This window comes from Sulfitobacter sp. G5_S2_6_S6, assembly GCF_054968505.1.
This window is the reverse complement of the sequence record NZ_JBQKUI010000005.1, coordinates 199,909-221,564: the sequence shown is the minus strand read 5'-3', so window position 1 is coordinate 221,564 and position 21,656 is coordinate 199,909. Positions and strand designations below refer to the sequence as shown.

Genomic DNA, 21,656 nt, shown 5'->3' with positions numbered 1-21,656 from the left:
CAGTTTTCGTGGGCGGAAATTTACTTTATCGTCGGGCGAAAGTTCACCCGTGTTGATACCCAAGGGATGCAGATTGGCCAAGTTCGACCGCTATATGTTGTCCCAGTTCCTGATTTTGTTCAGTTTCTTTGCGTTGATCCTGGTGGCGATTTTCTGGATCAACCGCGCCGTGGTGCTGTTTGACCGGCTGATTGGCGACGGCCAGACGGCGCTGGTGTTTCTTGAATTTACCGTGCTGGGGCTGCCCAAGCTGATCACCACCGTGCTGCCGATCGCGACCTTTGCGGGGTCGGTCTATGTGATCAACCGGATGACCAGCGAATCCGAGCTGACGGTGCTGCAGGCGACGGGCACCAGCCCTTGGCGTCTGGCGCGGCCCGTGTTCGTCTATGGCCTTTGCGTCGCGATCATGATGTCGGTGCTGACCCATCTGCTGTTGCCCCTGTCCAACGGACAGCTGTCTGAACGCGAGGCCGAGATTTCGCAGAATGTCACCGCACGGCTGCTGACCGAAGGCACATTCCTGCATCCGACCTCTAAGGTCACGTTCTATACCCGCGTGATCGACGCCGACGGGGTGTTGCGCGATGTGTTCCTGTCGGACCGGCGCAACCCCGACGAGGGCGTGATCTATACCGCGTCCGAAGCCTATCTGATCCGCAATGGCGATGGTACGACGCTGATCATGGTCGATGGCATGGCGCAACGGCTTGAGATGGCCGGCAAACGCCTGTCGACCGCCAAGTTCCGCGATTTCTCGTTCGATATCTCGGCATTGGTCAGCAGCGACAAACCCCGCACCCAATCCATCGACGCCATGACCACTGCCGAGATGTTTTCCCAGTGGGATCAGCTTGAGACGATCACCAAATCCAGCGCGGGCGAGATCGCAGAAGAGCTGACGGCGCGCTTTGCCTCGGCAGCCTTTTGTATGATCGCCGCGATGATCGGCTATGCGACACTGGTGCTCGGAGGGTTTTCGCGCTTCGGAGTCTGGCGCGAGATCGTGATCGCCTTTGGTCTGCTCATCGCGATTGACGGGCTGCGCGGCACTTTGGTCGAAACGGTGCGCGACGACGCCAGCCGCTGGCCGCTGTTGTTCCTGCCCAGCCTGATTGGCGCTGTGATTGTGATCGGGATGATCTGGCAAACGGCCCATCCGGGCTGGACCAAACGGATGGGCAAGCAAAGGGGCGTCGCATGATCCTGCATCTCTATTTCGCGCGCCGCTTTATTATGGGGTTTATCCTCATTTCCGCTGTGCTGTTCTCTCTGCTCGTGTTGGTGGATATGGTCGATCAGGCGCGCCGGTTCAGCAGCTACGATATCGGCTGGCTGCGCCTCTTCGGGATGACGTTGTTAAACACGCCTGAAACCATGAACCTGATCCTGCCGCTGATCATGATCCTTGCGACCGTGGTGTTGTTTTTGTCGCTGGCACGCTCGTCAGAACTGGTGGTGACCCGTGCCGCCGGCCGCTCAGCGCTCAGCGCGTTGCAGGCCCCGATCTGGGTGGCGTTCATCATTGGCGTGATGGCTGTGGGCATGTTGAACCCCATCGTTGCGGCGACCGCGAAACGATACATTCAACTCAGCGATAGCATTCGCGCGGGCGGGACCTCTGTCCTGTCGGTCAGCGACGAAGGGCTGTGGCTGCGCCAAGGCAGTGACGAGGGGCAGACCGTGATCCGCGCATGGCGGTCAAACAAGGACGCCTCGGTGCTTTATGATGTCACATTCCTCAGCTACGCGCCCGAGGGCGGTCCCGCACGGCGGATCGAAGCGGACAGCGCCGCGCTGGAGAATGGCATCTGGACGCTGACCGATGCGAAGTCATGGCCGCTTGAAGTGGGCGTGAACGCCGAAGGCGCGGCCGAGACATTTGACACGCTCACCCTGCCTTCGACCCTGACGCTCGACCGTATCCGCGACAGCATCACCGATCCCGGTGCCGTCTCGATCTATGATCTGCCCGATTACATCAAGCAGCTTGAACTGGCAGGCTTCAGCCCGCGTCGCCACAAGGTCTGGCTGCAGACCGAACTGGCGCGGCCCTTCTTTCTGGTTGCGATGGTTCTGGTTGCGAGCGCGTTTACCATGCGCCATACGAGGTTCGGAGGCACGGGCGTCGCGGTGCTGGCCTCTGTTCTGATGGGGTTCGGCTTGTATTTTATTCGCAGTTTTGCGCAAATTCTGGGGGAGAACGGGCAGATTCCGGTTCTTCTTGCGGCCTGGGCTCCGCCTGTCGCGTCCATTCTTCTGGCGCTTGGTCTTCTACTTCATTCAGAGGATGGCTGACATGCGCCGTTTGCTCCTGACATTTCTTGTCGCCCTTGGTCTGCCCGCTGCCGCGCAAGACAGCGAGCGTCCTGCCGTTCTGGTGGCCGATGACCTGTTCATCACCCGTGACCGGGAACTGGTCGCCCAAGGTAACGTAGAGGCGTTTCAAGGCACGACCCGCATCCGTGCCTCTGCGATCCGCTATAATGACGAAACCGGTGCCTTGGTGATCGAAGGGCCGATTGTGCTGAACGACGGTGATGGCACCGTCATTCTCGCGGATGCGGCAGAGCTGGACCAGGGGTTGCAGAACGGTCTGCTGCGCGGCGCACGTATGGTGCTGAACCAGCAGGTGCAGATGGCCGCCGTCCAGATCGACCGTGTCGAGGGGCGCTATAGCCAGCTGTACAAGACCGCCGTGACCTCATGCAAAACCTGCAATGACGGCGAGCTGCCCCTCTGGCAGATCCGCGCGCGCCGCGTGGTGCATGATACCGAGGCGCAGCAACTGTATTTCGATGATGCGACTTTTCACATCCGGTCGGTGCCGGTGTTTTACCTGCCCCGTTTGCGGCTGCCCGACCCGACGCTGGACCGCGCGGACGGGTTTTTGGCCCCATCCATTCGCACAACGTCGCTGTTGGGCACGGGGCTGAAGCTGCCTTATTTCATCACCTTGGGCGAAAGCCGCGACCTGACCCTGACGCCCTATCTGTCGTCCTCGACCCGCACGCTTGAATTCCGCTATCGGCAGGCGTTTACCAACGGTGATATCGAGTTTGACGGGGCCTATACCCGCGATGACCAGCTGCCAGATGAGACCCGCGGCTATCTGTTCGGTGAAGGCAGCTTTGAGCTTGAGCGCGGCTACAAGCTGAGCTTCACGATCGAGGCCGTCAGCGACAGCTCTTACTTTACCGAATACGGCTATTCGGACGAAGACCGTTTGCGTAGTGACCTCACACTTTCACGCGCGCGGCGAGACAGCTTTGTGCGTACCAGCCTTTACAACTTTGAAACCCTGCGTCCCGGAGAGTTGAACAGCACCCTGCCCACAGTCGTGATCGACGGCGAATTCGAACGGCGCTTTTTCCCCAAAGCATGGGGGGGCGAACTGCGGTTCGGGCTGGAGGCGCATAGCCATTGGCGATCTTCTGATGTGGATGTGATTGGCCGCGATGTATCGCGGATCAACGGGTCGCTTAAATATCTGCGTCGCTTCACCCATCGCTCCGGCTTGGTCACCGATGCGCAGGTCGGCACGACGTTCAATTTCTTTGACATCACCCAAGACGATACCTTTGCGCAGAACCACAGCGACATCGCGCCTTTCGCAGCGGTCGGTCTAAGCTACCCGTTGGCACGCCGCGAGGCTGGTGGTGCGTCGCAGGTGCTGACGCCTGTGGTGCAACTGGGGTGGACCGATGGCAGCCGGCTCGACATTCCGAACGAGGAAAGCACCCGCGTGGAATTCGACCAGGGCAACATCCTGTCGCTCTCGCGCTTTCCGCGCCCCGACCGGCGCGAACGCGGCACAACCGCGGCGGTGGCGGTGAACTGGTCGCGCTTTGACCCCAATGGCTGGGACACCTATGTCGCGGTCGGTCAGGTGTTCCGCAGCATCAGCGACCCTGCCTTTACCGATACGTCCGGCCTGTCGGGCGTGCGCTCTGACGTGCTGCTGGCGGGGCAGATCAAGAATAACGCCGGTCTTTCGCTGACGGCGCGGACCTTGGTCGACTCCGATTTTGACATCTCCAAGGCGGAACTGCGCGGCGGGTGGAGCTTTGGTAAAACCACCGTCGAAGGCACCTATGTCTGGCTCGAGGCGGATACTGCCGAAGATCGAACCGAAGCGATTTCCGAGGTGTCGCTTGACGGCAGCTACGACATCAACAAGCAATGGTCCGCCAGCGCCGACGTGCGCTATGACGTCCAAAACAGCACAGCGGCGACGGCGGGGCTTGGCCTGACCTACAATAATGAATGTGTGAGCGTCGACCTTTCGGTGCGCCGCCGCTATACCTCCTCAACAAGTGTTGAGCCCTCTACCGATATCGGGTTTAACATCGGCCTGCGAGGCTTCTCGGCCTCCAACGGAACAGAAAGATATGAGCGATCATGTGGGAAATAAGTAAGATGAACCTGAACCGTCTGACACGAAGCATCGCCGTCCTTGGGCTGGGTCTGATGACCGCCGCCCCCGTTTCGGCGCAGAACCTCTTTGCGCCCGTCGCCAAGGTGAATGAATCCGTTGTAACCGAATTCGAAGTCCAGCAGCGCCAGCGCTTTCTTGAAGTGTTGAACGCACCGGGTGCGACCCGCGAAGGGGCGCTGACCTCGCTGATCGACGAACGCCTGCGTAACGAGGCCGTGGCCGAAGCGGGCATCGAACTGACGCCGCAGGGTATCGAAGACAGCCTTGCCGAATTTGCCTCGCGCGCGGATCTGAGCACCGAAGAATTTACCCAGGCGCTTGGTCAATCCGGCGTCTCGCGCGAAACGTTTCGCGATTTTGTCGTAAACTCGGTCGGGTGGCGTGAACTGGTGCGTGCCCGCTATGCCAGCCGCGTGCAGATCACCGACGCTGAAATCAACCGCGCTTTGGGCGAAACACAAGGTAGCGGTGTGCGCGTGCTCGTGTCCGAGATCATCATTCCCGCTCCGCCTCAGCAAGCCGCACGGGTGAACGCGCTGGCCGAACAAATCTCGCAATCCAAATCAACGGCAGAGTTTTCGAACTACGCCAGCCGCTATTCCGCGACCGCCTCGCGCGGGCGTGGCGGGCGGCTGCCGTGGCAGAACCTGACGGACCTGCCGCCAAGCCTGCAGCCACTGATCCTGAACCTCGCCCCGGGCGAAGTTACCGACCCGTTGCCGATCCCCAACGCCGTGGCGCTGTTCCAACTGCGCGACATCGAGGAAACCAGCGTCGCCGCGCCGACCTATGCCGAGATTGAATACGCAGCCTATTACATCCCCGGTGGCCGCACAGAACCCGCGCTGGCTCAGGCGGCGCAGATCCGTGGCCGCATCGATACCTGCGATGACCTTTACGGCATCGCCAAAGGCCAGCCCGCCGAAGTGTTGGAGCGTGTGAAAAAAGCCCCTTCGGACATCCCGCAGGACGTGGCGATTGAACTGTCCAAGCTCGACACGGGCGAGGTTTCGACCACGCTGACCCGTGCCAATGGTCAGACGCTGATGCTGCTGATGATGTGTGGGCGTACCGCCGCCGCCAATGCCTCCGCCTCGCGCGAGGATGTGACCAATGCGCTGCGTCAGGAACGGCTGACCGGCTATGCCGAACAGCTGCTGGAGCAATTGCGGGCCGACGCGCGCATCGTTCGCAAATGACCCAAGCCAAGACGGGCTTGGCCGACAAGCCGGTTGTGATCTCTTGCGGCGAACCCTCTGGCATCGGGCCAGAGGTCGCCGCACGGGCCTGGGCGATGCTGGCAGGCGAAGTGCCGCTCGCCTGGATCGGTGATCCGCGCCACCTGCCCCAAGACATTCCCCATTGCATTATCGACAGCCCGTCGGACGCGCTTGCCGCGGGCAATGACGCTTTGCCCGTGCTGCGCCACGACTTTGCCGCCGGTGCGGTCGCGGGCAAGCCGGACCCCGCCAATGCGCAGGGGGTAATCGACGTGATCGCGCGCGGTGTTGACCTGGTGCGCAGCGGGGCCGCATCTGCGCTGACCACCGCGCCCATTCACAAAAAGGCGCTGAAAGACGGGGCCGGTTTCGCCTATCCGGGCCACACCGAGTACCTTGCCGCGCTGGCGGGGGGAAGCGATGTGGTGATGATGCTCGCCTCTGACCAACTGCGGGTGGTGCCGGCCACAATCCATATCGCGCTGGACCAGGTCCCCAATGTGCTGACCCCCGCCCATCTGCGCCGCGTGATAGAGATTACGGCGGCGGGGCTTCGCTCTCAATTCGGGATCAAGGTACCTAGAATAGCCATCGCAGGTCTGAACCCCCATGCGGGCGAAGGTGGGACAATGGGCCGTCAGGAAGCAGATTGGATGACGGCGCTGGTCACCCGGATGCAGGACGAAGGCTATGACCTGAGCGGCCCGCACCCTGCCGATACGATGTTCCACGCCGCCGCACGGGCGCGCTATGACGCGGCGATTGCCATGTATCATGATCAGGCGCTGATCCCGATCAAGACGCTGGATTTCGACCGCGGCGTCAATGTGACCCTCGGTCTGCCGTTCATCCGCACCTCGCCCGATCACGGCACCGCCTTTGACATCGCGGGTCAGGGCATCGCCAACCCCACCAGCATGGTCGAGGCGCTGCGCATGGCCTATCGCATGGCGCAATCATGACCCCGCGCCCCCAGAACCCTTCTGTTTCACAGGTCCAAGAATGAGCACAATCGACAACCTGCCGCCCCTGCGCGAGGTGATCAACACCCATGACCTGAAGGCGCGCAAATCGCTGGGCCAGAACTTTCTGCTCGACCTGAACCTCACTGCCAAGATCGCGCGACAAGCGGGTGATATGACCGAATGTGATGTGCTTGAAATCGGGCCGGGCCCCGGGGGGTTGACGCGCGGGTTGCTGTCCGAAGGCGCGCGCCGCGTGCTGGCGATCGAGAAAGACAAACGCTGCCTGCCCGCTTTGGCCGAGATCGCCGAGGCCTATCCCGACCGTCTGACGGTGATCGAAGGCGACGCCCTTGAAATCGACCCGCTGGCCCATCTGACCCCACCGATCCGTATCGCGGCGAACCTGCCCTATAACGTCGGGACAGAGCTGTTGGTGCGTTGGCTGACCCCGCAGGAATGGCCACCGTTCTGGCAAAGCCTGACGTTGATGTTCCAGCGCGAGGTGGCCGAGCGGATCGTGGCCAAGCCCGGCTCCAAGGCCTATGGCCGTCTGGCGCTGCTTGCACAGTGGCGGGCCGATGCGCGTATCGTGCTGAACCTCCCACCCGAGGCGTTTACCCCGCCGCCCAAAGTCTCCTCCGCTGTGGTGCATCTGACGGCCCTGCCCGAACCCCGCTTTCCGGCGGATCCTGATGTGTTGAACCGCGTTGTGGCGGCCGCCTTTAATCAGCGGCGCAAAATGCTGCGTTCTGCCCTCAAAGGAACCGCACCGGATATCGAGGATCGTTTGCGTGCGGCCGGATTGAAACCGACAGAGCGCGCCGAACAGGTGCCGCTGGAAGGCTTCTGCGCGCTGGCCCGCGAAATTGCCAAGGGCTAACGGCTAAGGTCACCACAACACACACACCGTCCGAAACGCAAAAGGCCCCGCAATCGCGGGGCCTTTGTTACGATGTCAAAGCGTTTACTCAGCCGCTTCGGGCTGATCGCCACTGTTGTCCTTGGCCGGTTCGCTCGTCTCTGCTTTGGGGGCAGGTTTGCGGCGCGGCGCGCGTCGGGGCTTGGGCTTGTTCTCGGGCGTGTCGACCAGATTGTCCTCTGCCGCATTGCCATCTTGCGCGTCATCGCCATCCGACTTGGGTGCGCTGTCCGACTTGGGGGCGTTGTCATTCTGGTTGTTGCTGCGGCTGCGGCGGCGCTTGGGGGCATCGCCCTTGGCGTTGTCCTGCTGGGGTGCGTCGGGTTTGTCGCCCGTATCTGCTTCCGTGGCTGGTTGATCCGCAGTGTTCTGACCGGCTTGAGCGGCTTCGCGCTCCTGACGCTCTACCCGCTCGCGGTCCCGCTCTGCCTGACGTTCGCGGTTCTCGCGTTCTTGCTGATCGCGACGCTGGTCAATCTCGCGTTGTGCTTCGGACAGCATCCGCAGGTAATGTTCGGCGTGCTGCTGGAAGTTCTCTGCCGCCACGCGGTCGTTGCTCAGCTGGGCATCACGCGCCAACTGGTTGTATTTCTCGATAATCTGCTGCGGCGTGCCGCGGACCTTGCCTTCGGGGCCAGAACTGTCGAAAACGCGGTTAACGACGTTGCCACCTTGCGGCTGACGGTTGCGATTATTCTTGGACCGGGACCGTGATCTGGAAGATTTCATGTAATCAGTTCAGCCTTGTTATGCTGGGCTTCGGAATAAGCTGCCGGACGCAGTCGCGTCCCTGAAAAGCTAGCTTTACGCTCTGTTGGGCTTAACGCCGCGCGGGACCGCCCAAAAGGCATCCACCGCTGCAACATCCTTGAATAAGCACGGCAAATGATTTGGAGCAAGTGGAAATTGGCGAAAAACACCCCGAAATGACAAGTTTTGGCGTGTTTATGCTGGCGTATCGGCCCAAAGGACACGGTCGCGCCCGCCCAGATCGGGCAAGATGCGCACCCGGCCCCAACCGGCTGCCTCAAAGATCGCTTTCACATCGGCACCCTGTTGCCAGCCGATTTCTGCCAGAACGCGACCTGTGGGCGTCAGATACCCCTGTGCCTGCGCGGCGATGATACGGTACACACTCAACCCGTCCTGCCCGTCGGTCAATGCCATCTCGGGTTCATGCAAGCGCAGTTCGGGCGAAACATCCGCCATCTCGCTTTGTGCCAGATATGGCGGGTTGGAGACGATCAGATCGAACCGCCCCTCGGCCGCGCTGAACCAATCCGATTGCTTGATCTCCGCGCGTGCCTGTACCCCGTGCAACACCGCATTGGCGCTGGCCTGCAGACAGGCAGCTTCGGATAGATCAAGGCCCACGCCGCGCGCGTCTTGCTGTTCGGCCAGAAGCGTCACCAGAATACAGCCCGATCCGGTGCCCAGATCAAGCACCCGTTCAAAGGGCTCGGACAGCGCCAGTTCAATAAGGGATTCGGTCTCGGGCCGCGGGTCGAGCACATCGCGGCTGACCTTGAAATCGCGCCCGTAGAACGCCCGCTGCCCTACCAGATGCGAGACCGGCACGCGCACGGCCCGCAAGGCGATCAGCTTTTCATACCGTTCGGCAATATCCGGCGCAATTTCCTCGGGCGCGATCAACGTCACCCGCGCCGCATCAACCGAGGCCGCATGCGCCAGCAAGATCCGCGCATCCCGTGCGGGGTCAGGCACGCCCGCCGCGCGCAATCGCGCTGTGGCGGCGACCATGGCTTGCGCGGCGGTTGGCGCGCTCACTGCCCCATCTCGGCCAGCAGCTGCGCCTGCGCATCCGCGGTCAACGCATCGACAATCTCGTCCAGATCGCCCTGCATCACGGCTTCAAGCCGGTAGAGCGTGAGGTTGATCCGGTGGTCGGTCAGGCGCCCTTGCGGGAAGTTATAGGTCCGGATCCGTTCAGACCGGTCCCCAGACCCCACCTGCGCCGCACGGCTGGCCGATCGTTCACTGTCCACCCGCTGACGCTCCATATCATAAAGCCGTGCTTTCAGCACCTGCATCGCAATCTCGCGGTTGCGGTGCTGCGATTTCTCGGAAGACGTCACCACCAGCCCCGTCGGCAGGTGGGTGATGCGCACGGCAGAATCGGTGGTGTTCACGTGTTGCCCGCCCGCCCCTGAACTGCGCATCGTATCGATCCGCAGATCATTGGCGTCGATGTGAATATCCACATCCTCTGCCTCCGGCAGAACCGCGACAGTCGCGGCAGAAGTATGGATACGCCCGCCGCTTTCGGTAGAGGGCACACGCTGCACGCGGTGCACACCGGATTCGTATTTCAGACGGGCAAAGACATTCTCGCCCTTGATATGGGCCACGACCTCTTTGACGCCGCCAAGCTCGGTGAACTGTTGTTCGATCAGCTCGACCTTCCAGCCCCGCGCCTCGGCATAGCGTTGATACATGCGCAGCAGATCGGCGGCGAAAAGTGCTGCCTCATCCCCGCCGGTGCCGGGGCGGATCTCCAGCATTGCAGGTTTCTTATCGGCCTCGTCCCGTGGCAGCAGCGCCAACTGCAAATCAGCCTCCGCTTGTGGCAAGGCGGCCTTCAGGCGCGGCAGCTCTTCCTCGGCCAGTTCCGCCATCTCGGGGTCTTTCAGCATGGCGCGGGCCTCGTCCATGTCTTGCAGCAACTGGCGATAAGCGTCGATCTGTTCGACCACGGGGCGCAGATCTGCGTATTCCTTGGCCAGCTTGGCAAAATCCGCCCCGTCAGAGCCAGCAGACATCGACGCCTCCAGAAACTGGAAACGTTGGGTGATTTGGGCAAGGCGGTCCATGGGGATCATACCGCTGGATGTCGCTGATGAAGCGGCTATGGTCAAGACCCAGCCTGTGCTATGATGCCCCTATGAAACGCATTTCGCTGGTTTTCAGTCTGATCTGCCTTGCCCCGTCGCTTGCGGCGGACCCTGCGCCCTCGGGGCGCAAAACGGTGGAGTGCTATTGCACCGACCGCAACGGCCAGCGGGTCGAGCTGGGGCAAACGATCTGCCTCGACGTCAACGGTCGCCGCTTTGCCGCGCAATGCCAGATGTCGCTGAACGTGCCCATGTGGCGCGATATCGGCGAGGCCTGCCCCGGCCTCGCACAGCGCCTAGACCCCGGCTTGGGCCAGAACCCGCTTCAAACGCTTGGCGTTCACACCCATATCTGACCGGCCAAAGCGCAGCCGCCCATAGACCACCGCGCGGCTCTGATCCGCCCCGTCAACAGGGGTGACCGCGACGCTGGTGTAATCGGGAAAGCCCCAGAAGCCCGAGCGTGTGACATAAAGCGCCTGACCTGCGGTGCTTTCGATCCGCCGGGTTCGGGGCAACGACAACATCGCGTCGTCAAACCGGTTCAAGAACGCCGTACCGTCGCCTTCAACCTCGCGCACGGCCATAAGGCCCCCCTCCGAGGGGTAATCACCGGGGGCCTTGTCGACCGCGCCCAATTCCCAGCGGGCCGCGGGGGCGGGTGCAAGGCGGATGTACGCCTGCAAGGCGACGAAAATCGCCAGTGCGATCCAGAAAAATGCCATCATTATCTTTACCTTCATTTTGCCAAATAAACTCCCCGCGGAGCGTCCTGCCGTCGCAAACTGCGCCGCCAGTGGTTATGCGCGGGCTTTGGTCTGCCGCATGTTCCACCCCAGCAAGCACAAGATCTCGGTCGCCACATGGGCCCCAGCGATCGCTGTCGCACCTGTCGTGTCAAAAGGCGGAGAGACTTCAACGATGTCGCCGCCCACGATGTTGATCCCCGCCAGATCCCGCATCATGATCGCCGCCTGCGCTGACGTGAGCCCGCCCCATACCGGCGTGCCTGTGCCCGGCGCAAAGGCCGGATCAAGCGCATCGATATCGAATGTAAGATAGCAAGGACGGTCGCCAAGTACCTGTTTTATTTTGGCAACGGCTGCCTGCGGCCCCTTCTCGTGGACCTCGCGCGCGTCGATGGTTGTCACGCCAAGCGTATCCGGGTTGGTCGTGCGGATGCCCACCTGAACCGAGGTTTTCGGATCAACGATGCCCGATTTCACCGCCTTGTAGAACATGGTGCCGTGGTCGATCCGGTCCATATCATCGTCAGGCCATGTATCCGAATGCGCATCGAACTGTAACAGACTGATAGGGCCGTATTTTTCGGCATAGGCCTTGAGGATCGGGAAACTGATGTAGTGATCTCCGCCCAGGGTCACGCTTGCTGCACCTGCGTCCAGTATCCCTTTGATATGGCTTGTTAAAGCGGCGGGAAACTGGCTTGTGTGACCATAGTCGAACGCCAGATCGCCATAGTCGGCGATGGCGAACTCGCTGAGCACGTCGAAATCCCAGCCATAGGGCGGGTCGTAGGGCTGCAAGGAAGACGCCTCGCGGATCGCACGCGGGCCCAGACGGGTGCCGGTACGGTTGGTCACGGCCTGATCAAAGGGCACGCCGGTCACGGCGATGTCCACGCCGCGCAGGTCTTTGGTATAGCGCCGGCGCAGAAAGGACGTGGCCCCGCCAAAGGCGTTCTCGAAGCTCGGCCCTTTTAGATCATCGCGGGTAAAGGCTTGATCAACCTGATTTTTCGCGTCTTCCAAACCCATGTTACTTGGCTCCTAATGGTTGGGCCCGCTCGACGATGCGGGCAAAAAAGGATGCACCCACGGGCGCGATCTCATCGTCGAAGTTATAGGCGGCGTGGTGCAGCCCTGCGGTATCACCCTGTCCGATGAACAAATAGGCACCGGGGCGTTTTTCCAGCATATAACTGAAATCCTCCGCCCCCATCTCGCGGCCATTATCGGCAATAACGCGGTCCTCGCCCGCAATCTCGGTGGCAACGGCGGCGGCAAATCCGGCCTCTTTTGGGGTGTTCACCGTGGCGGGATAGCCCTTTTCATATTCCAGTGTCGCGCTGACATCATAGCTGGCGGCCTGCCCGGCGACGATCTGCTCCATCCGGCGGATCACCATGGCCTGCACCTCTTTGTCAAAGCTGCGTACCGTGCCGTTGATATAGGCCGTTTCGGGGATCACGTTGTCGGTGGTGCCCGTGTGGATCTGCGTGACCGAAACGACAAGATCATCCTGCGCATAGTGGTTGCGGCTGACGATGGTCTGCAATGCCGTCGCAATACCACAGGCGGCAACGACCGGATCGCGGGTCAGATGCGGTGTGGCACCATGACCACCCAAGCCCTTGATGTGGATGTGAAACTCATCGACCGCCGCCATCATCGCGCCGGGGGATGTGTAAAAGCCCCCTTTCTCGAAGCCGGGCGCATTGTGCAGCGCATAGACCTTGCCGATGTCGAAGCGATCAAGGATCCCTTCCTCGACCATCACCTCGGCCCCGCCGCCGGTTTCTTCAGCAGGTTGGAAGATCAGCGCCACGCGGCCCGCGAAATTGCGCGTCTCCGCCAGATATTTCGCCGCCCCCAGCAGCATCGTTGTATGCCCGTCGTGCCCGCAGGCGTGCATCTTGCCTGCGTGGGTGCTGGCATAGTCCAGCCCGGTTTCCTCGGGGATCGGCAGCGCATCCATATCGGCGCGCAGCCCGATGGTCGGCCCCTCGGCCTGACCGTTGATAATGGCGACGATACCCGTGGTGGCAAAGCCTTCGTGCAGCTCATCCACGCCGAAGTCCCGCAGGCGTTCCGCCACGAAAGCCGCGGTCTTGAAGCAGTCGTTCCCCAGTTCCGGGATCGTGTGCAGATATCTGCGCCATTCGGTCATCTGGGGGGCATAATCCGCGATACGGTTCACGACGGGCATTACTGGACTCCTGTGGGGATGTTGGTCAGGTTGCATCTGACATCAGACACATGGGGGCTGCAATGGCCGAGACAAGAAATGATGCGTTGATTCACGATCGCGACGCCGGGATCGAACGCTTGCTGGAAATCATGCGCCGCCTGCGTGACCCGCAAACCGGATGCCCTTGGGATATCGAACAGGATTTCGACAGCATTGCCCCCTATACCATTGAAGAAGCGTATGAAGTCGCCGATGCGATCGAGCGTCGCGACTGGCCCGAGCTTGAGGGAGAGTTGGGCGATCTGCTGCTCCAGACCGTGTATCACACGGCCATGGGCGAAGAGGACGGGCGGTTCAGCTTTCAGACGGTGGTGCGCAATATCTCGGACAAGATGGTCGCGCGGCACCCGCATGTTTTCGGCGATGAAAGCCGCGATAAATCGGCCGAACAGCAGACCGCGGATTGGGAAAAGATCAAGGCGGCAGAACGCGCGGGCAAGGCCCAGGGGGGAACGCTTGACGGCGTGGCCGTTGGCCTGCCCGCGCTGCTGCGCGCCTACAAGCTGCAAAAACGCGCGGCCCGTGTCGGGTTTGACTGGCCGCAGGTCGATGATGTGATCGCCAAGATCACCGAGGAAGCGACCGAACTGGTCGAGGCGCGTGATACCCTGACCCAGGTCGAGGTAACCGAGGAATACGGGGACCTGATGTTCGTCATGGCCAATCTGGGTCGGCATCTTGGTGTCGAACCCGAAGCCGCCCTGCGCGCCGCCAACGCCAAATTCATACGCCGCTTCAACGGGGTAGAGGCGCGGTTGGCCGCACAAGGTAAATCCCCCTCGGACAGTGATCTCGCCGAGATGGATGCCTTGTGGGAGGATGTAAAACGGGCGGAACGCAGCTAGGACCGCCCGTGCCTGCTGGACAAGTCGCGGCACTTGCGGCAAGGCTCTGGCACAGCCAAGACAGGAGAGCCCATGACACCGCGCAAGATCATTATCGACACGGACCCCGGTCAGGATGACGCCGTAGCGATCCTTGTCGCTTTGGCCAGCCCCGAAGAGCTTGATGTTCTGGGGATCACCTGCGTCGCGGGCAATGTGCCGTTGGACCTCACCTCGCGCAACGCGCGGATCGTGTGCGAATTGGCAGGCAAACGGGATGTCAAAGTCTTTGCCGGATGCGACCGCCCCTTGGGCCGGGCGCTGGTCACGGCAGAGCATGTGCACGGCAAGACCGGGCTGGACGGCCCCGATTTGCCCGAACCTACCATGCCGATGGCCGAAGGCCATGCGGTGGATTTCATCATCGACACGCTGCGCGATAACGCTCCGGGAACCGTCACGCTATGCCCGCTGGGACCGCTGACCAATATCGCCACCGCGTTGCAAAAAGCACCCGATATCGCCGATCGCATCGCCAAGATCGTGCTGATGGGCGGTGGCTATTTCGAAGGGGGTAACATCACCCCAACGGCAGAGTTCAACATCTACGTCGACCCGCAAGCGGCTGATATTGTGTTTAAATCCGGCGCTCCTATCGTTGTCATGCCGCTGGACGTTACCCATAAGGCGCTGGTGACCAAAGCGCGCAACGACGCTTTCCGCGCCCTTGGCACGCCCGTGGGCATCGCCGTGGCGGAAATGACCGATTTCTTCGAACGGTTCGACAAAGAGAAATACGGCTCTGACGGCGCGCCGCTGCATGACCCTTGCGTTACCGCCTATCTGATCAACCCCGATCTGTTCAAAGGCCGCCACATCAACGTCGAGATCGAGACAGAGTCAGAGCTTACCATGGGCATGACCGTCGCCGATTGGTGGGGCGTGACCGACCGCGCCCCCAATGCGACCTTTATGGGCGATCTGGATTCTGATGGCTTCTTTGCCCTGCTGACCGAACGGCTGGCCCGTCTATGAGCGCGGCCTTCACCCTTGCCAAGCCAGAGCATCTGGACCGTCTCGTTGCCCTCGTGGGCAGCTTTCACGCCGAGACGGGGATCGAGCAGACCGATGACGACCGCCGCAACGGGCTGGCACCTCTGCTCGAAGGCACGCCCTATGGGGTGGCCTATCTGATCGGCCCTGCCCGTGCGCCCATCGGCTATATCATCATCACCTTCGGCTGGTCGGTTGAATTCGGCGGTCTGGACGCGATTATCGATGAAATCTACGTGCGCCCCGGCGTGCGTGGCCGTGGCATCGCGACAGAGGCATTGCTGGCCGTCCCGAATGCGCTGGCGGGCGGCGGTCTGCGCGCGATCCATCTTGAGGTAGAGCGTAGCAACGAGATCGCGCAGAAGCTTTACCACCGTGCAGGCTTTCGCCCCCGCGAAAACTATATGTTCATGTCGCGCAAATTCTGACGCGGACTGGCAAGCTGGGGCCGCAGCCCCTATATCTGCCCTATGACATTATCAGCCCCCTTCGATAACAGCTACGCGGCCTTGCCCGATGGCTTTTTCACCCGCACCACGCCGACGCCGGTGGCCGACCCCAAACTGCTGGCTTTCAACGCGCCGCTGGCCAAGACGCTGGGGATCACCCACGGATCGACCGAGGATCTGGCCTTTATCTTCAGCGGCAACGAACTGCCCGCCGGTGCCGATCCGCTGGCGCAGCTTTATGCGGGGCATCAGTTCGGCAATTACAACCCGCAGCTTGGCGATGGCCGCGCGATCCTCTTGGGCGAGGTGCTGGATGCAAAGGGCCAGCGCCGCGATATCCAGTTGAAAGGATCGGGGCGCACGCCCTATTCCCGTGGTGGCGACGGGCGCGCCTGGCTTGGGCCGGTCTTGCGCGAATATGTGGTGTCCGAGGCGATGCACGCCCTTGGCATCCCCACCACCCGCGCCTTAGCGGCTGTGCAAAGTGGCGAGGATGTCTTTCGCGAAACCGCCCTGCCCGGTGCCGTGCTGACCCGTGTCGCCGCAAGCCATCTGCGTGTGGGGACGTTTCAGGTCTTTGCCCATCGGGGCGAGGTCGAAAACCTGCGCCGCCTCACCGACTATGCGATCCAGCGGCACTACCCGCAGGCGGACGGGCCCTTGGGCCTGCTGCGCGCGGTCTGCGCAGCACAGGCGGATCTGGTCGCGGCGTGGATGTCTGTGGGCTTTATTCACGGGGTGATGAACACCGATAACTGCGCCATCTCGGGCGAGACGATTGATTACGGCCCCTGCGCCTTCATGGATGCGTTTCACCCCAACCGTGTGTTCAGCTCCATCGACCGTCAGGGGCGCTATGCCTATGCCAATCAGCCGCAGATCGTCGTGTGGAATATGGCGCAGCTTGCAACCTCGTTGTTGCAGCAGCTTGATGATCCCGAAAGCGGCGTGGCCGAGGCGACAGAGATCGTGCACGCCATGCCCGCGTTGATCGAGCAAGCCTGGCTGAGACGCTTTGCTGCCAAGATCGGGATCACGACGCCCAAGGCTGAAGATACTGCACTGATCGACGCCCTGTTGTCGCTGATGCAAACGGATGGCGCGGATTTTACCAATGCTTTCCGCGCGCTGTCAGGCGATGACGCCGCCGGCCAATTCACCGACCGCGCGGCCTTTGCCAACTGGCACGACGCGTGGCAGCAGCGCATCGCGGCTGAGCCTGACCCTAAATCGGTCATGGATGCCGCCAACCCCGCCGTGATCCCGCGCAACCACCGGATAGAGGCGATGATCAACGCCGCCGTTGCCGGTGATATGGACCCGTTCCACCGGCTGATGACAGCGCTTGCCCACCCGTACCGCGAAACCGACGCCGATCTGCACCGCGCGCCGACGACGCAGGAGATCGTGCCGGCCACTTTCTGCGGCACCTGAACGGCCAGCGGGTGGCAGGTGCCACCCGTTGTCCCACCGTCAAGCACGTCGACAAGCGGGAACCCCCGTGATCTTTTGGTTGTTTTGCACAGTAAACTGCAACAGACTTGCAGGCGATTTGACCCAAAAGGATTATCGATAATGAGCTTGATGAAAACATTGGCCAAAGTGGCGATCGGCGTGGCTGTGGCCAAAGGGGCCAGCGCCATGATGAACAAGAATAAATCCACAACCGGCAGCGCCAGCAGCGGCGGCGGACTGGGTGGATTGTTGGGAGGTCTGACCGGCGGCAGCACGGGCGGCTCGGGCGGTAACCTGCAGGATATGCTGGGTGGTTTGATGGGCGGATCCTCCGGTGCCAGCAGCGGCGGCTTGGGCGGTTTGCTGAACCAGCTTGGCGGCGGCACAGGCACCAGCACGTCTGGCAGCTCGGGCGGCCTTGGCGGGCTGCTGGGTGGGCTTGCCGGTGCCGCAGGTGCGGGTGGTCTGCTGTCCAGCCTGGGGGGTGCCAGCCAAAAAGCCCCCGAACGACCAGAGGCGGACTTTGGCGCGGTGCTGAACTCGCAATTCGATAGCAACCCTGCCCCCGAAATCACCCCCTCGCGCGATCAGGAGGCCACCGCCGCGCTGATGATCGCCGCGATGATCCAGGCCGCGAAATCCGACGGTACTTTTGATGAGTCCGAGCGTGAAAAGCTGCTGAACCATCTGGGCGACGTTGACGCCGACGAGGCCGCATTCGTGCAAGGCCAGATGGAAGCCCCTGTGGATGTCGACGCGCTGGTCGCCCAGACACCCGAAGGCATGGGCCCGCAAATCTACGCAATGTCGCTGCTGGCGATCGATCTGGATACGCAGGAAGAGGCGCAATATCTGCACAAGCTGGCCAGCGCCTATGGGATGCAGCCCGCCGCGGTGAACGAGATCCACGCGCAGATGGGGGTGCCGTCGCTTTACACCTAAAACGGCGCGGCCTGACGACAGACGGTTGTGAAAGCCTGATCCGGCAACGGGTCAGGCTTTTGCTTTCTTGGCCTTCTTTTCCTTGGCGATCACATGCTCTGCCAGATCACGGGCGATGGCAAAGGCCCCTTTGATCTTGTCGGCATCGGTTTTCCAGTCGCGCTTGACGACGATCTTGTTCTCTTTGACCTTTGCCAGCCCGCGTTGGTCCTGAATGAAGGTGACCAACCCCTCGGGCGAGGCGAATTTGTCGTTGTGGAACTGGATCGTGACGCCCTTGGGCCCGCCATCCAGCTTGGCAATACCGGCGCGTTTGCACATCGCCTTGATCCGCACGACCAGCATCAGTGTGTTCACCTCTTTCGGCAGCTTGCCGAAACGGTCGATCAGCTCGGCGGCAAAGCCTTCCAGCTCGACCTTGGTGGTCAGTTCGGACAGGCGACGGTAAAGCCCGAGCCGCACATCCAGATCAGGCACGTAATCCTCGGGGATCAGCACCGGTACGCCCAGATTGATCTGCGGTGCCCACTGCCCATCGTCGTCGATCACGCCTTCCAGCTCGCCCGATTTGATCTTGGCAATCGCGTCTTCCAGCATGGATTGATAAAGCTCGAACCCCACGTCGCGCATCTGGCCGGATTGTTCCTCGCCCAGCAGGTTGCCCGCACCCCGGATATCAAGATCCTGCGACGCCAGCGTAAAGCCTGCCCCAAGCGTGTCGAGGCTGCCCAACACCCGCAAGCGTTTCTCTGCGGTAGCAGTCAGCTTGGCACGGGGTTTGGTTGTCAGATAGGCATAGGCGCGGGTTTTTGATCGGCCCACCCTGCCCCTGATCTGGTACAGTTGCGCCAGACCAAACATATCGGCACGGTGCACGATCATCGTGTTGGCGGTCGGGATATCCAGACCGGATTCCACAATCGTCGTGGCCAGCAGGATGTCATACTTCCCGTCGTAAAAGGCGTTCATCCGGTCGTCGAGCTCTCCGGCGGCCATCTGCCCATGGGCAACAAGATACGTCAGCTCGGGCAGTTGCTCTTTCAGGAACGCTTCGATTTCGGGCAGATCGGTGATGCGGGGCACAACATAGAAGGACTGCCCGCCGCGATAATGTTCGCGCAACAGCGCCTCGCGCAGGGTGACGGCATCGAATTCGCTGACATAGGTGCGGATCGCCAGACGGTCGACAGGGGGCGTGCCGATGATCGACAGGTCGCGCACGCCGGTCAGGCTAAGCTGCAGGGTACGCGGGATCGGCGTGGCGGTCAGGGTCAGCACGTGAATATCCGTGCGCATCGCCTTCAGACGTTCTTTGTGACCCACGCCAAAGTGTTGTTCTTCATCAATAATCAGCAGGCCGAGGTTCTTGAACTTGACCGTCTTTGCCAGCAGCGCGTGGGTGCCGACCACCACATCGACGGTGCCGCGATTGATGCCGTCGCGGGTGGCTGTGGCCTCTTTCGCGGTGACAAAACGCGACAGCTGACGCACTTCAAGCGGGAAGCCACGGAAGCGTTCGGCGAAGGATTTATAGTGTTGACGTGCCAGCAGGGTCGTCGGCGCGACAATCGCCACTTGCAGCCCTGACATCGCCGCGACAAAGGCGGCGCGCATGGCGACCTCTGTCTTGCCAAAGCCTACGTCGCCGCAGATCAGCCGGTCCATCGGGTTGCCGCTGGTCAGATCATCCAGCACATCCGAGATGGCATTCAACTGGTCGTCGGTCTCGGTATAGGGGAAGCGCGCGGAAAACGCGTCCCACATGCCGGGGGGCGGATCCATGACAGGCGCTTTGCGCAGCGCACGTTCGGCGGCGATGCGGATCAGCTTGTCCGCCATCTCGCGGATGCGTTCCTTGAGCTTGGCTTTCTTGGACTGCCACGCGCCACCGCCCAGCTTGTCAAGCAGCCCCTCGTCATGACCATAGCGCGACAGCAGTTCGATATTCTCGACCGGCAGATAGAGCTTCGAGCTTTCGGCGTATTCCAGCAGCAGACATTCATGGGCGGCACCGGCGGCGGTCACCACCTCCATCCCCAGATAGCGGCCGACACCGTGATCCACATGCACGACCAGATCGCCGGGGCTCAGCGATTGTGTCTCGGTCAGGAAGTTCTCGGCCCGCCGTTTACGTTTCGGCGCGCGGATCAAGCGGTCGCCAAGGATGTCTTGTTCAGAGATGACAGTCAGTTTCGACGCGCTGCTGCCGCTTTCCCACGGGGCTTCGAACCCGTGTTCCAACGCCCAAACCGCCAGATGCAGACCGCGTTTGCCGATGCGGGTGCCGTTCTTGATGGCGATGGTCTCGCCCATGCCTTCGTCTTCGATCAGTCCAGTCAGCCGTTCCCGCGCGCCATCGGAATAGCTGGCGATGACCACCGGCCCTTCTTGAAGTTTTGCTTTAATATGTGCGGCCAAAGCACCGAAAAGGCTGACGGTTTCCTGTTGCCGCTCGGGGGCGAAGTTACGCCCCAAGCGTCCACCCGCATCCAGCACATTCGGACCCGTTGGCTGTGGGAGCGGCTTGAAACTGATCACGCGTTTGCCGATCAGCGCGGTTTCCCACGCGGTGTCGGTCAGGTACAGCCCTTCGGGCGGTGCGGGCTTATAGACGCTGTCCATTTTCGACCGGTTCGCCATCGCCAGCCTGCGGGTTTCGTATTGATCTGCGATACTCTCCCACCGCGACAGACGTTGCGCGGTCAGTTGGTCGTCCAGCGTGATCGTCGCCCGCGGCACATAGTCGAACAAGGTCTCGAGCGTCTCGTGAAAGAACGACATCCAGTGTTCTGCGCCCTGATGCTTGCGCCCTGCGCTGATCGCTTCATACAGCGGATCATCGGTGCCAGCGGCCCCGAATTCGATCCGGTAGTTCTGGCGGAAACGGGTGATAGCACTTTCGTCAAGGATGACTTCGCTGACGGGGGCAAGCTCCACGAGCTCCAGCTTTTCTGTGGTGCGCTGCGTCACCGGATCAAAGCGGCGCGCCCCGTCCAGCGTATCGCCAAAGAGGTCCAGCCGCACAGGGCCAAGATCACCGGGTGGGAAAATGTCGATGATGCCGCCGCGGATCGCATAGTCGCCCGGCTCGGTCACTGTCGGGCTCTGGACAAAGCCCATGCGGACAAGGAATCCGCGCAAGGCCGCCTCGTCTATTCGGTCGCCCACACGGGCCGAAAACGCGGCATCGCGCAGCACATCGCGCGCAGGCACCCGCTGGGTCGCGGCGTTCAGCGTGGTGAGCAGGATAAAACGGTCCGGCATTCCATGCACCAGTCCCGCCAGCGTCGCCATCCGCTGCGCCGAGATATCGGCATTGGGCGACACGCGGTCATAGGGCAGGCAATCCCATCCGGGGAAGACAATAACAGGCACATCCGGCGCGAAAAAGCGCAGCGCCGCCTGCATTGCCGCCATGCGTTTGTCATCGCGGGCAATATGCAACACCGGTGTGCCACTTTTGCCCAGTTCTTTCAGCACCGCCTGTGCGTCAAAACCTTCGGGAACGCCGGACAGCGTGATTTGGGATTTCTCTGACATCAGCAGCT

19 protein-coding genes are annotated in these 21,656 nt (G+C 61.6%); 12 read left to right on the top strand and 7 right to left on the bottom strand.

Features of this window, described 5'->3' with window-relative positions:
• Positions 1-73 precede the first annotated feature (73 nt).
• From lptF to rsmA, 6 genes are read left to right on the top strand one after another with little or no spacing between them, the layout of a single operon-like run.
• Positions 74-1,204, top strand: coding sequence for an LPS export ABC transporter permease LptF (lptF, locus tag ACTRWK_RS11005; protein ID WP_180827703.1), 1,131 nt, complete (start codon positions 74-76; stop codon positions 1,202-1,204).
• Positions 1,201-2,298 carry an LPS export ABC transporter permease LptG gene (gene lptG / locus ACTRWK_RS11000; protein WP_005853542.1) on the top strand — a complete coding sequence of 366 codons (1,098 nt, stop codon included), beginning with the start codon at positions 1,201-1,203 and terminating at the stop codon, positions 2,296-2,298. The genes lptF and lptG overlap by 4 nt, the downstream gene beginning before the upstream one ends.
• A 1-nt stretch (position 2,299) precedes the next feature.
• Positions 2,300-4,414: an LPS-assembly protein LptD gene (locus ACTRWK_RS10995; RefSeq protein ID WP_289081103.1), complete on the top strand. Its 2,115-nt coding sequence runs from the start codon at positions 2,300-2,302 to the stop codon at positions 4,412-4,414.
• A gap of 5 nt (positions 4,415-4,419) precedes the next feature.
• Positions 4,420-5,637 carry a peptidylprolyl isomerase gene (locus tag ACTRWK_RS10990; RefSeq protein WP_037944277.1) on the top strand — a complete coding sequence of 406 codons (1,218 nt, stop codon included), beginning with the start codon at positions 4,420-4,422 and terminating at the stop codon, positions 5,635-5,637.
• A complete protein-coding gene (pdxA, locus tag ACTRWK_RS10985) occupies positions 5,634-6,620 on the top strand; it encodes a 4-hydroxythreonine-4-phosphate dehydrogenase PdxA (protein ID WP_289081104.1) in 987 nt (328 codons plus the stop codon). Before ACTRWK_RS10990 ends, pdxA begins: the two co-directional genes overlap by 4 nt.
• A 40-nt stretch (positions 6,621-6,660) precedes the next feature.
• On the top strand, positions 6,661-7,503 hold the full coding sequence (gene rsmA / locus ACTRWK_RS10980) for a 16S rRNA (adenine(1518)-N(6)/adenine(1519)-N(6))-dimethyltransferase RsmA (RefSeq protein WP_009824612.1): 843 nt from the start codon (positions 6,661-6,663) through the stop codon (positions 7,501-7,503).
• An 84-nt stretch (positions 7,504-7,587) separates the two neighbouring features.
• On the opposite strand, the gene ACTRWK_RS10975 is transcribed toward rsmA, so the two are convergent.
• From ACTRWK_RS10975 to prfA, 3 genes are all read right to left on the bottom strand, one after another.
• The gene (locus ACTRWK_RS10975) at positions 7,588-8,271 is read right to left on the bottom strand and encodes a DUF4167 domain-containing protein (RefSeq protein ID WP_289081105.1); all 684 of its coding nucleotides are present in this window, start codon (positions 8,269-8,271) and stop codon (positions 7,588-7,590) included.
• Between the two features lie 216 nt (positions 8,272-8,487).
• Complete coding sequence (prmC, locus tag ACTRWK_RS10970; RefSeq protein WP_074634919.1) at positions 8,488-9,330, bottom strand: peptide chain release factor N(5)-glutamine methyltransferase; 843 nt, start codon at positions 9,328-9,330, stop codon at positions 8,488-8,490.
• Complete coding sequence (gene prfA / locus ACTRWK_RS10965) at positions 9,327-10,382, bottom strand: peptide chain release factor 1 (protein WP_180829335.1); 1,056 nt, start codon at positions 10,380-10,382, stop codon at positions 9,327-9,329. Before prfA ends, prmC begins: the two co-directional genes overlap by 4 nt.
• A gap of 62 nt (positions 10,383-10,444) precedes the next feature.
• Between prfA and ACTRWK_RS10960 the strand changes: the two genes are divergently transcribed.
• Positions 10,445-10,750 carry a hypothetical protein gene (locus ACTRWK_RS10960; protein ID WP_037966313.1) on the top strand — a complete coding sequence of 102 codons (306 nt, stop codon included), beginning with the start codon at positions 10,445-10,447 and terminating at the stop codon, positions 10,748-10,750.
• Here ACTRWK_RS10960 and ACTRWK_RS10955 read toward each other — a convergent pair.
• From ACTRWK_RS10955 to ACTRWK_RS10945, 3 genes are all read right to left on the bottom strand, one after another.
• The gene (locus ACTRWK_RS10955; protein WP_289081106.1) at positions 10,691-11,122 is read right to left on the bottom strand and encodes a DUF1499 domain-containing protein; all 432 of its coding nucleotides are present in this window, start codon (positions 11,120-11,122) and stop codon (positions 10,691-10,693) included. The two genes, ACTRWK_RS10960 and ACTRWK_RS10955, sit on opposite strands and share 60 nt — an antisense overlap.
• Positions 11,123-11,194: 72 nt before the next feature.
• Complete coding sequence (gene speB / locus ACTRWK_RS10950) at positions 11,195-12,172, bottom strand: agmatinase (protein ID WP_037944271.1); 978 nt, start codon at positions 12,170-12,172, stop codon at positions 11,195-11,197.
• A 1-nt stretch (position 12,173) separates the two neighbouring features.
• A complete protein-coding gene (locus ACTRWK_RS10945) occupies positions 12,174-13,343 on the bottom strand; it encodes a M20 aminoacylase family protein (protein ID WP_289081107.1) in 1,170 nt (389 codons plus the stop codon).
• Between the two features lie 62 nt (positions 13,344-13,405).
• Between ACTRWK_RS10945 and mazG the strand changes: the two genes are divergently transcribed.
• The 5 genes from mazG (at position 13,406) to ACTRWK_RS10920 (ending at position 18,108) form a co-directional block, all read left to right on the top strand.
• Complete coding sequence (gene mazG / locus ACTRWK_RS10940; RefSeq protein WP_289081108.1) at positions 13,406-14,230, top strand: nucleoside triphosphate pyrophosphohydrolase; 825 nt, start codon at positions 13,406-13,408, stop codon at positions 14,228-14,230.
• 72 nt (positions 14,231-14,302) lie between these two features.
• Entirely contained in the window at positions 14,303-15,244 is a 942-nt protein-coding gene (locus ACTRWK_RS10935; RefSeq protein WP_009824603.1) for a nucleoside hydrolase, read from the top strand.
• A complete protein-coding gene (locus ACTRWK_RS10930) occupies positions 15,241-15,690 on the top strand; it encodes a GNAT family N-acetyltransferase (RefSeq protein WP_005853523.1) in 450 nt (149 codons plus the stop codon). Before ACTRWK_RS10935 ends, ACTRWK_RS10930 begins: the two co-directional genes overlap by 4 nt.
• 42 nt (positions 15,691-15,732) lie before the next feature.
• Entirely contained in the window at positions 15,733-17,145 is a 1,413-nt protein-coding gene (locus ACTRWK_RS10925) for a protein adenylyltransferase SelO (protein ID WP_462843925.1), read from the top strand.
• Between the two features lie 141 nt (positions 17,146-17,286).
• Positions 17,287-18,108: a DUF533 domain-containing protein gene (locus tag ACTRWK_RS10920; RefSeq protein WP_386167512.1), complete on the top strand. Its 822-nt coding sequence runs from the start codon at positions 17,287-17,289 to the stop codon at positions 18,106-18,108.
• Between the two features lie 51 nt (positions 18,109-18,159).
• Here the strand turns inward: ACTRWK_RS10920 and mfd are convergent, their stop codons facing one another.
• Entirely contained in the window at positions 18,160-21,648 is a 3,489-nt protein-coding gene (gene mfd, locus ACTRWK_RS10915; RefSeq protein WP_462843924.1) for a transcription-repair coupling factor, read from the bottom strand.
• Positions 21,649-21,656: the final 8 nt, after the last annotated feature.